This is a genomic window from Zavarzinella formosa DSM 19928 (genome assembly GCF_000255705.1).
Classification (GTDB): domain Bacteria; phylum Planctomycetota; class Planctomycetia; order Gemmatales; family Gemmataceae; genus Zavarzinella; species Zavarzinella formosa.
The window spans coordinates 1057171-1067796 of the sequence record NZ_JH636440.1 but is presented as its reverse complement, the minus strand read 5'-3'; the positions used below and the strand labels follow the sequence as shown (position 1 = coordinate 1067796).

Genomic DNA, 10626 nt, shown 5'->3' with positions numbered 1-10626 from the left:
GATTTCCGGACGGCCGAACTGGTCGAACTTTATGATTTGCGCTGGCAGATCGAACTGTTCTTCAAGGAGTTGAAAAGCACATTGGGCTTCGCCCAATGCCGCCTGCGCCGGTTCGAGGCGACGGAGGGATGGCTGGAGCTGGTCCTGGTGACGTTCCTGTGGCTGGAGTGGCATCGGGCGAGGCAACTGGCCAAGTCCGGCCTGACGACGAAGCAGAAAGAGCGCTGGCGACACCAGCGAACCCACGGCCTCTGCCTGGCGGTCCGCCGCCACAGCGAACAGGCCGACTTGGAATACCTGGCCCGCGCCATGCAAACACCCGGCGGAATCCGGCGTTTGCGACGAAAACTCCGGCAGGCCATCCCGGCCGAGTTTCGCACCGCCGGATAAAAAGCGCAACTTCAAAACTGGCGCGTCGGGCTATGATTGCAACGGGCCTTGGGCTTGGAAACCTGTCACACTTTTCAACCCGGAACTACCTCGCAACCATAGCCCGACGCGCCAGCGAGGGAACCGCGATTCCCCGTGGTTCGGCGATTCCCCGACGGGCGATAGCCGAGTTCAATGGCGTGTGAGAGGAGAGGGTTTTCGGTTTCACAGGCCGCCACCCCAAGCAGAACTCCGCATTAGTCGGTGGGCTGGCCCAGATAAGACATCAACCGTTCTGTCAAAATGGCAAGCAGTTCAGGCTGCATGAATTGATAATCGTCGGGGATTCGCAGGCACACCAATTCTTTGTCAATCAGTGAGTCCGGGAATCGCCGACGAATCATTTTGAGGAGCGTTTGCTCCATCACAAACACGACATCAGCCCAGTCGAGCAATTCGGGGGTGATTTGAATCCGAGCCATCTCGGACAAACCCGCCGAGCGGGTTTTGAGGCCGGGCGAAGTCGAGTAGAGTCTCTCGGCCGTCGGGCTTCGGTGCAGGTTGCCTTCGCAGACAAACAACACCTGTTTTGCCCTTGCCATCAGATGACTCCTCACCCCGCCCCATCCGAAACCGTCACTGCAATTTGGCGAGCAAATCCTTGGCGATGGCCTTGGTGTTCGCGCCGGGCTTTTGCAGATCGGCAAAACCCTTTTCCACGAGGGCGCCCTTTTCAGGGTTCGCCTTTTTCACGGTTTCCACCATCGTTGGAAAAGCGGTCACTTCGCTGCCAAGCGGCTGGCCCTTGACGTAATTGGCCAGCGTGGTTTTCACCTGGGCCAGCGGGTCGGCCGGCTTGACCTCGATGGTTTCCGTCTTCACCGGCGGGGAACATCCCGCCGCCAATCCCAGCAAGCCCGCGAGGACAATTCCGGCGGCCATTTGCGAACGTCGCATGGACAAACTCCCTTAGAAATTGCCCAAGACCTGACCGTCGCTGCGGTTGCCGAGCCGTTGGAAGGTGGGAAGATCAATCGTGTTGCGGAGGAAGCGGACACTGCCGTCCCCGAGGACGCCGTTCACGCCGCCGGTGTGCAGGCTGCGAGGCGGGAACAGGCCGTAGCCCCAGTCGTGCGCGCCGCCGGGGCAGCAGTCGCCCCCGGTCGTCGGGTATTGCCAGTTCGGCGGGGCGGCGGCGGTGAAGGTCGATTGTCCGGCGGCATACCAACCCCACATCGTGCCGTTGTTGGACCGCATGCCGGAAGGACTCGTTTTCGCCGAGTTGCCGATGACGTTGAGTTCAGTCAGGGTCGGAAAATTCGGATCGGCGAAACCGCCGCTAAAGGCGCCGTTGCTGGTGTAGAAGACATCAAAGGGATATTTTCCCGTCGATCCGCTCGCGTTGGAGCCGGACAGAATTTCGGAACCCATCAGCGTGTTGGACAATCCGTCGCTCACGTCGGCCATCCGGGTGTCTGTCTGATACGAAATCATCCCGTTGAACCGGCTGCCGGCCCAGACGGTTTCAATCGAACTGCCGGTACACCACGCATAGTTGGTGCCGGGGCCGTCCCATCCGCTGGGGTTGGTGCCGCGGGCCGGGGCGGCCTGGGCGGAGGGGCACAAGAAAGCGTTGAGCTTCGTGTTCATCAAGTTGTAGGTGTTGCCCCAATTCGTCGTGTTGGCGTCGAATTGCTTGTACAAGTTGTCCTGCTCAATGAAAGGCAGGATGGACACGTTCAAGCTCGTCGCTTCCCAAGCATTCCCGCCGACTTGCTTGTAGTTGCGGGGGAACACGTTGTTCACGTCGTGGTAATTGTGCATCGCCAGCCCGAGTTGCTTCAGGTTGTTCGTGCATTTCATCCGGTTGGCGGCTTCGCGGATCTTCTGGACGGCGGGCAGGAGCAGCCCGATGAGAATGGCGATGATCGCAATCACCACCAATAGTTCGATCAGCGTGAAACCACGCCGAAGTTTGGAGAGAGACATCCGACACCTCATGAGGGAGAGAAAAATAACCCGATTGATGGGAGATTCGGGATCAAAGGGCACCTTGATATTATGAAATTTTCTTCATCGGTACAATTGCAGCCGATTGCTTAATTTATTTTGACGATTCATTTTCCGGCCGCCTTCCGGTTCCCACGTTCCGATTCTCGTCTGTCTTTTTGGGGCCGGTCGTCACATAATGGACGGATGGCCCGGCGACTCTTCCCGCCCTCCGCCCTGTCGCGTCCCGTCCGAGAGGTTTTTCCGAATGTCAATGGAATGGCTCAAGACCGCGTTCACCGAGCCGACCGGGCTGCAGTTGAGCGACATCGTCGTGCGATTGTCGTCCTCCTTCGTGTTCGGGCTGGCGATCGCCGGCTTGCATGTGTGGACCCGGCCGCCGCAGAGGCCGGAAAGCCCCCGGCTCGGTTCGTCGCTGGTCATGTTGTGCGTGCTGATCGCCGTTGTTTCGCAGGTCGTCGGCAACAACGCGGCCAGGGCGTTTAGTCTGGTCGGGGCGGTGTCCGTCATCCGCTTCCGCACGCCCCTGGAAGATACACGCGACACCGCTTTTGTGCTGTTCTCCGTCATCCTGGGCATGGCGGCCGGCGTCGGCTATTTCGAAGTCGGGATCGCCGGCCTGGCTGCGGGGGGACTGACATCCTTGGGATTCCGGCTGCGGAACATCACCCCGTCCGCCGGGGTTTGGTGCCTGGACATCCGCGTGGCGGTCGGCAAGCCGGTCGAGCGGATACTCGAAAACGGCGTGGCCAGCCTGATGGAACGCTGCGATTTTGTGAGCGGATCCACCTTGAAGAAGGAAACCTTGATGGAATACCGTTACAAGGTCGTCCTTAAATCCGGTGTGACGCCACTGCGACTCCTGGCCGAACTCGGCAAACATGAGGATTGTCAGGGAGTGGATATCAAGCAGGTTTAGGGTTTAGGGTTTAGGGTTTAGGGGTTGGCCGATCTTCATGCGCATGCCCGATTGACAGGTGTTTATGTGATTTGAACAGTTTCACATCATTCGACAGATCCCAAATGAGTTTTTTCCCAAACCCTAAACCCTAAACCCTAAACCCTAAACCCTGTTCCAAACAAAGGAGCCTTCCCCGTGGAAGAAAACCCGTTCCTTGGTTACATCCTGCGGGTGCGGGCCGGGGAAGAGGCGGCGCTGGAGGAACTGGTCTCCCGGTATGAGCCGGTGATTCGGCTGGAAGCCCGGATGAGGCTTCGTTCTCCGCGATTGCGGACCATTCTGGATTCGATGGACATTTGCCAGTCCGTCCTGAAAAGCTTTTTTCAACGGGCGGCGGCCGGGCAGTTTTCCATTGACCGGCCGGAGGATCTTCGCCGGTTGCTGGTGCAAATGGCCTGCAACAAATCGCTGGAGCATGTCCGCCGGGAATACGCCCAGCGGCGGGACGTGCGGCGGTCGTTTCCCTTGGGGGATGAGGCCGCTTCCGTGCCGGACGAGACCGACCCGATGGCCGAGGTGGAATGGCAGGAATTGCTGGCTCGCGGCCGGGAGATGCTTTCCCCAGAGGAACAAGCCCTCGCCGAGCGTCGCCGCGATGGCCGCACTTGGGAGGAAATCGCCACTGAACTTGGCGGCCGGGCGGACAAGCACCGGATGCAATTGAACCGGGCCTTGGAGCGAGTGGCCGCCAGTCTTGGCCTGGAGGTCGGCCCCCATGTCTGAACGATCCCGCCGGCGCCGCGAATTGTTGGAAGAGTTCTCCGATCTCTGGCTAAAACCGGAAACGCCGGACGTGGAACTGTTCGTCGCCCGACGGAAGATCATCGAAACGGACATCTTGCTGGACGTGCTGGAAATCGACCGCTCCGAGCGCTGGCATCGCGGCGAGCGGGTCCGGGCCGAAACCTATCTCAAGGCGTTTCCACCCATCCTCAATCACACGGAATCGGCCCTCGTCATCATCTACGGGGAATACTATCTCCGGCAGGAAATAGGCGAAAACCCCTCTCTGACGGAATACATCTCCCGGTTTCCCCGCTTCGCCCGGCGAATCCGCGATCAAGTGATGTGGCACGAAGCCATCGACCTCGGCGCCCCGGAGGAAACCGCCCACCGGGGGATGCCCAAGATTCCCGGCCTGACGTTGCACGAATTGCTTGGTCAGGGGGGCATGTCCTCGGTGTACCGGGCGACTGACGAAGACCACGGGACCACCGTGGCCGTGAAAATCATTGATGCCGAATACCGCGAGGACATTCAACGGCTTGCCCGTTTTCGCCGGGAATGCGAAATGTTGTTGAAGCTCAACCACCCGAACATTGTGCAAGGCTTCCGCATGGGGGAAGTCCGCGCCCGGCCGTTTTTGGTGATGGAATGTTGCGCCGGGGGAACCTTGGGCCGGAAACTCAACCGCCAGCCGTTGCCCGCCGAGGAGACCCGCGACATCATCAACCAACTGGCCGACGCCTTGGAAGAAGCCCACCGGCATGGGATTATCCACCGGGATTTGAAGCCCTCCAATGTTCTTCTGGGCGGCGCCGATGCGGGCCGGGCTAGTTCGGGATTTGACCGGGTGAAGCTGGCCGATTTTGGTCTGGCCAAGTTGCAGGGAGATATCATCGGGGCCATCACGGCCACACAGGAGGCCCTGGGCACACCGAGTTACATGGCCCCGGAACTGGCCGAGACGGCCCGCGAGGCCGATGAGCGAACGGATGTTTACGGCCTCGGGGCCGTCCTGTACGAACTGCTCACCGGGCGGCCGCCGTTCCTCGGGGAACACCCCTTGGAGGTGTTGCGTTTGGTGCGGGAGGAGGCCGTGACGCCCCCCGGCCAATTGAACCCGGCGGTCTCGCCCCAGGCAGAGGCCGCATGCCTGAAATGCCTCGCCAAGAAGCCGTCGGACCGATTCTCAACGGTTCGTGAGTTTCGCGTCGCTTTCGGTTGATAGAACAATTCCACGGCACCCCCTCCGCGACGCCGGACGGTCGGCCTGATCGCTGCCATCCCGCCGGTGTCTTGTAACATGAGTGCCCGCGTACCCACAATTATTCTCCTGGGAGAGTCCACATGATGATCGGGAACCCGCGACGTTGGGCGGCCCTCTTGGCGTTGGTGTTCGCCGGCGTTTCGTTCGCCGCCGACAAGAAACCCGCCACCATCAAGATCCTGCTGCCGGAACCCGGCAAGATCTCGTTGAAGGTCGAGGGCAAGGATCTGGAATCGAATGACAAGGTGAAGGACGGCCAACGGGTGCTGGTCACGCCGGAACTCGAACCGGGCAAGACGTACACCTACAAGATCGAAGCGACCATCGAGCCGAACAACTACACGAAGATCGTCCGCACCCGTGAAATCACCTTCAAGGCCGGGGACGAAGTCACGCTGGACATCCGCAAGAAGGACGACGCGATCAAGGACAACGTGGTGATCCGCTGGGTTCCCACGCCGAAGGTCGTCGTCGAAGACATGGCCAAACTGGCCGAAATCGGCAAAGACGACAAGGTGATGGACCCGGGTTGCGGCGACGCCGTGATGATTATCACCGCCGTCAAGGAATTCAAAGCCAAGGCCGGCCTTGGCATCGACCTTGACCCGAAAAAGGTCGAGGAATCCAAGGAAGCCGTGAAGACCGCCAAGCTGGACGACAAGATCACGATCAAGGAAGGCAACGCCCTTCAACTGACGGAAAAGGACTTCGAGGGCGTCACCGTGGTGATGCTGTACATGGGCGACGAACTGAACATCCGCCTGCGGCCGACGCTGTGGAAATACCTGAAGCCGGGTTCCCGCGTGGTGTCCCACCGGTTCATCATGGGCGACTGGAAGCCGACCAAGACCATCACCGTCACCCGCGAAGGGGACTACGGCGTGGAAGACTTCGAGTTGCACGTGTGGAAGATCACCGGCAAAGAAGCCGCCGGCGAATACGAAAAGAAGAAGTAAGACACGCCGGAGAAGACTAACCACAAAGACGCGAAGATCACACAAAGTTTCACAAAGATGAAAAGCCGGATTCAAAAGCAAAAGACAATCAGCAAAGGAAAAGCAGAAAGAAACAAAGTCGCGAAATGATCGGCGGATGGTCTTTTCCCTTTGTTGCCTTTGATGTCTTTCCTTGGCTTTCGATCTGTTTTTCTTTGTGAAACTTTGTGTGATCTTCGCGACTTTGTGGTTAGTCTTCTCTTTTTCCCCTCCCAACCATCGACCTCTTTCCCCGGAGATTTACCCCATGCTCAGGCGTTTGTTTGTCGTGGCCCTCATGATCGGGACGCTGCCCATGCTGGCGGCGGCCCAAGGCAAGAAGCCGGCCACCATCAAGGTTCAAGTGCCGGACAAGCCGACCCGGACCGAGATCACCATCGAAGGCAAGAAGATCGACGAACCGGCCACCGTGAAGGACTCCGTCCGCGTGTTCACCACGACAGATCTGGAGGCCGACAAGTCGTATGCCTACAAGATCGAAGTGGTCATCATCCCCAACAATTACACGAAGATCTTCCGCACCCGCGAAGTGACGTTCAAGGCCGGCGAAACCGTGACCGTGGACATGCGGGTCGAGGACAAGAAGGTTGACAAGATCGAAGTCCGCTGGGTGCCCACGCCGGAAGACATCGTGGACAAGATGTGTGAAATGGCCAAGGTGACCGAGAAGGACGTGGTTCACGACTACGGCGCCGGCGACTGCGTAATGCTCATCCGGGCCGTCAAGCAATTCAAGGCGAAGAAGGGGCTCGGCGTCGAGTTGTTCCAGAACATCATCGACGAAAAAGCCAAGCCGCTCATCAAGGCGTCGGGCGTGGAAGACAAAGTCGAAGTTCGCAAGGGGGACATCCTGGCCCTGACCGAAAAGGATTGCGAAGAAGCCACCGTGGTGCTGCTGTACATCGGCGACGATCTCGGCGCCCGCCTCAGCCCCGTGCTGCAAAAAGCCCTGAAGCCGGGCGCCCGCGTGGTGTCCCACCGCTTCACCCTCGGCGACTGGAAGCCGAACAAGACGATCAAGGTCGTCGGGGCCGATGGCGACGATTACACCCTGCACATGTGGATTGTGCCGGAAAAGAAGAGCGACGAGCCGAAGAAGGACGCTCCCAAAAAGGATGCCCCCAAGAAGGAAGAAAAGAAGAAAGACGAACCGAAGAAGGAAGAGTCCAAGAAGGAAGAAAAGAAGTAAGTCTAAAAATCGGGGGTGATGACTCCGAAACGATGCTGTATACTAATGTACACGTTGCAACCCCCGGCATCCCAATGCCGGGGGTTTGATCGTTTCAACCTCGGAGGACTTCCCGATGCCGGCCCTTCTTGAACCGCAAACCACCCGATTGATGTTTGTTCCCTCCCCGCTTGGGGATGTCCGAATCACCTCCGACGGCGTGGCTCTCACCAGCTTGTATTTGCCGGGCCACGGGCGAACCGAGGCGACCGACATCGAGGATGCGGACGACGTTCTCCAAGAAACCGCCCGGCAATTGACGGCCTATTTCGCCGGAAAACTCCGCGAATTTGACCTGCCGTTGTCCTTGGCGGGAACTCCTTTTCAACAAAAAGTGTGGGAAGAACTCACTCGAATTCCGTTCGGCGAAACGATCAGCTATGCCGAACTGGCCCGCCGCGTCGGCAACTCAAACGCTTTCCGGGCCGTGGGGCTGGCTAACGGCCGAAACCCGGTGTCAATCATCGTTCCCTGCCATCGGGTGATCGGCTCCAACGGCAAGCTCACCGGCTACGGCGGGGGCTTGCCGACGAAAGAATGGCTGTTGAAACATGAACAGCCGAAATGACCGAGCATAGTGATTGTGTCTTGGCGAGCCGAACGGCTCGTCTTGGTTTTGGCGAGCCGAGCTCCGTGAGGAGCCGGGTGGCTCCCTCCGGAGAAAGCGCATTTGCCACGGGCGAGAATCAGGCTGAGTGAAGGGGAGGCGGTTCGCCCGCCGGAAGCCACCCGGCTCCTCACGGAGCTCGGCTCGCCAAGACAGAAAACACCGACTGCTCACGCCGCCGTCTTAGACTCCGCCGAGCGATTTGCCAGTCTCGCCTTAAACGTTCGTGTTTCCGTCACCGCCAGTTCGATGGCCGGTTTTGTCCACTCATCCAAGTTGGGGCCGAAACCTGCCTTCAGACCCGCCTGCGTAATATGGGCGAGCAGCGAGCCGAGCGGACATGCCCCCTTTTGGGCCAACTCGGCGTCCGCTTCCCGCAAACGACGGTGAAACTCCGGCCCGCTGATGTCCGTCGATGTTTTCTTCTCGGCCGTCTTCTTCTCAGTCGCTTTCTTTTCCGGCGGCGTTGCCACCACCGGGGCGGGAGACGCTTGCGCCGGGGCGGTCGGCGCCTTTTCCGGCAAGGCCCACGCGGGAATCTTCGGCGGACTGACAAACTGCTTCTTCACCGAATCATAATCGGCCCATTGTTGCGGCATGCGGTAGAGATACCGGCCCACGCCATACTTCACCGCCGCCCGTTTGAGCGCGTCGGAAAACGCCGCCTTGAGCCGGTCGCCGCCGTCGGGTTGTTCGCTGGGGGAACCGACATCCGTTTTGGTGATCCAGCGATCATTCACGCGAATCCGCAACCGGCATTGCACGGAGCCATCCGCGAGAATGTCGTATGTGTCCTGCCAGCAAGCCACGCCCAGCACATCGTCCAGCCGATCCATGATGACCCGCGCATCCACGTAGGCGAGGGCCAGCGCCCGGTTGTTTTTGACGACCTGCGGTTTGAATTTCACTTCCGATTCTTCAAACGGAAGGGCCAGGGCCAGGGTGATCGCCCGGCCCTCGTCGGTCAGGATTGTGGCACTCATCGCATGTTCCCGCATAAGGGGTGTTTTGATTGGTTTAGTGTACATTTGTATACATTCATAATTCAACCTCGGTTGCCGTCTTCATGTATCATTTCTGGATGCACGAGCCAGCAATCCCATGACGATCCAACCCGCCACCCGCGAAGAACTGCCGGAAGCCCTGACGCTCCTGTACGACGTGGCTCCCGAGGACCGGCCCGCGTATCTGGCCCATGCGTTTCGGCTCATGGCGCGAGGCGAACTCGACCCGGCCGATTTCTGGCTGGCCCGCGATGCCGGGCATCTGATCGGCGTGATGGCCCTGCGGGAACTGGCCGGGGCCGCCGGCATTGTCTGGCCGCCGCGAACCGCACCACCGCATCGGCAGGATGTGGAAGACGAATTGATGGAGGCCGCCCTCTCTCATCTGAACCGGGCCAAGTTGCTGCAAACCTTCCTTCCCCCGGAGCAACACGAACTGGCCGGGCCGCTGCTGCGACACGGTTTCACCCATGTGACCGACGTGATCCATCTGGAGCATCCGGGCGGCCTGATCGCCCCGCCGCTTGAACATTTGGAAATTGTTTCATCACCCGATGTCAAATCGCCGGAATATCGCCGACTGGTGATGCGTTGCCACGATGATTCGCTCGACTGCCCGGAATTGAACCGGCACCGGACGGTCGACGACCTTCTCACGGGCTATCAGGACATCGCCCCCGAACGGGATGGCTGGCGAATGGCCGTCTGGCACGGGGCGCCAGTCGGCATCGCCATCACCTCGCCGGGAGAACTTTCCTTTATCGGCCTCATTCCCGAGGTTCGCGGCCAGGGATTGGGAAGCGTCTTCCTGCGCCAAATCCTTGACCGCATGGGCAGCCCCTGCCGATTGATCGTGGATGAGCGAAACACCCCCGCCAAACGGATGTACGCCCGGATGGGTTTTCAGGCGACGGCGGCAAGGCATGTGTTGTTGTGGTTCGCGGAGTGAGGGTTTAGGGTTTAGGGTTTAGGGTTTAGGGTCAAAAGCGTAGCCGGAATATGGGGAACCAAGCCAGCCCATTACGAGTTTAACCAAACCCTAAACCCTAAACCCTAAACCCTAAGTGGTGCATCCGCCAAGTTATCGCACAGATGGCGGGGTGGCGACGCCGGCCGGCCGACGGGGCCGGTGACGCCGTCGTCGGCCCCAGTGAAATGGATGTCGGTGCGAGTTCCAGTAAGCCGTCGCCCGGTTCACCGCCTCAACGATCTCCTCCCATGTCCCGAATCGTCGGCCCTTGAGCGCCAGGGACCGCAGGATCTTCCACCACGGCTCGATCAGGTTCAAGTACGCCGCCGCGACCGGCTGGAAGACAAACTCCCATCGCGGGCATGCCACGTTGAACAACAGCACGTCGCGGGATCCGTGGGCGGCCAGGTTGTCGAGGACGGCGTAGACGCGGGTGATGCCAGCCGGGAGCCATCGCTCGACCCGCTCCAGAAAATCGATCCAGTTCTCGCC

Annotated in this window: 13 protein-coding genes; 8 read left to right on the top strand and 5 right to left on the bottom strand. The window is 59.7% G+C overall.

The annotated features are described in order from the left end of the window. A partial coding sequence (locus tag BGIM_RS0115750) for a transposase (protein ID WP_029630088.1) occupies positions 1–390 on the top strand: 390 nt, incomplete at its 5' end. A 236-nt stretch (positions 391–626) separates the two neighbouring features. Here the strand turns inward: BGIM_RS0115750 and BGIM_RS0115745 are convergent. From BGIM_RS0115745 to BGIM_RS0115735, 3 genes are read right to left on the bottom strand one after another with little or no spacing between them, the layout of a single operon-like run. Further along, positions 627–971: a low molecular weight protein tyrosine phosphatase family protein gene (locus tag BGIM_RS0115745; RefSeq protein ID WP_020470717.1), complete on the bottom strand. Its 345-nt coding sequence runs from the start codon at positions 969–971 to the stop codon at positions 627–629. Between the two features lie 34 nt (positions 972–1005). Then, complete coding sequence (locus BGIM_RS0115740) at positions 1006–1326, bottom strand: hypothetical protein (RefSeq protein ID WP_020470716.1); 321 nt, start codon at positions 1324–1326, stop codon at positions 1006–1008. A 12-nt stretch (positions 1327–1338) separates the two neighbouring features. Further along, entirely contained in the window at positions 1339–2358 is a 1020-nt protein-coding gene (locus tag BGIM_RS0115735; RefSeq protein ID WP_020470715.1) for a DUF1559 domain-containing protein, read from the bottom strand. Between the two features lie 268 nt (positions 2359–2626). Between BGIM_RS0115735 and BGIM_RS57580 the strand changes: the two genes are divergently transcribed. The 6 genes from BGIM_RS57580 (at position 2627) to BGIM_RS0115705 (ending at position 8121) form a co-directional block, all read left to right on the top strand. Further along, a complete protein-coding gene (locus BGIM_RS57580; protein WP_020470714.1) occupies positions 2627–3298 on the top strand; it encodes a DUF4956 domain-containing protein in 672 nt (223 codons plus the stop codon). A 177-nt stretch (positions 3299–3475) separates the two neighbouring features. After that, positions 3476–4063: an RNA polymerase sigma factor gene (locus tag BGIM_RS0115725; RefSeq protein WP_020470713.1), complete on the top strand. Its 588-nt coding sequence runs from the start codon at positions 3476–3478 to the stop codon at positions 4061–4063. Beyond that, positions 4056–5288 carry a serine/threonine-protein kinase gene (locus tag BGIM_RS57575; RefSeq protein WP_020470712.1) on the top strand — a complete coding sequence of 411 codons (1233 nt, stop codon included), beginning with the start codon at positions 4056–4058 and terminating at the stop codon, positions 5286–5288. Before BGIM_RS0115725 ends, BGIM_RS57575 begins: the two co-directional genes overlap by 8 nt. 122 nt (positions 5289–5410) lie before the next feature. After that, the gene (locus BGIM_RS57570) at positions 5411–6286 is read left to right on the top strand and encodes a TIGR03000 domain-containing protein (RefSeq protein ID WP_020470711.1); all 876 of its coding nucleotides are present in this window, start codon (positions 5411–5413) and stop codon (positions 6284–6286) included. 286 nt (positions 6287–6572) lie between these two features. After that, positions 6573–7514: a TIGR03000 domain-containing protein gene (locus BGIM_RS65840; protein WP_020470710.1), complete on the top strand. Its 942-nt coding sequence runs from the start codon at positions 6573–6575 to the stop codon at positions 7512–7514. Between the two features lie 115 nt (positions 7515–7629). Then, positions 7630–8121 (top strand): methylated-DNA--[protein]-cysteine S-methyltransferase, encoded by a 492-nt coding sequence (locus tag BGIM_RS0115705; RefSeq protein WP_020470709.1) that lies wholly within the window; start codon positions 7630–7632, stop codon positions 8119–8121. A 209-nt stretch (positions 8122–8330) separates the two neighbouring features. Here BGIM_RS0115705 and BGIM_RS57560 read toward each other — a convergent pair whose 3' ends face one another. Further along, positions 8331–9143 (bottom strand): Rad52/Rad22 family DNA repair protein, encoded by an 813-nt coding sequence (locus BGIM_RS57560; RefSeq protein ID WP_157369034.1) that lies wholly within the window; start codon positions 9141–9143, stop codon positions 8331–8333. Between the two features lie 118 nt (positions 9144–9261). On the opposite strand from BGIM_RS57560, the gene BGIM_RS57555 reads away from it, so the two are divergent. Beyond that, the gene (locus tag BGIM_RS57555) at positions 9262–10113 is read left to right on the top strand and encodes a GNAT family N-acetyltransferase (RefSeq protein WP_020470707.1); all 852 of its coding nucleotides are present in this window, start codon (positions 9262–9264) and stop codon (positions 10111–10113) included. Between the two features lie 132 nt (positions 10114–10245). Here the strand turns inward: BGIM_RS57555 and BGIM_RS60370 are convergent. Then, positions 10246–10626: transposase (locus tag BGIM_RS60370; protein ID WP_238537641.1), on the bottom strand; the 381-nt coding region annotated here is incomplete at its 5' end.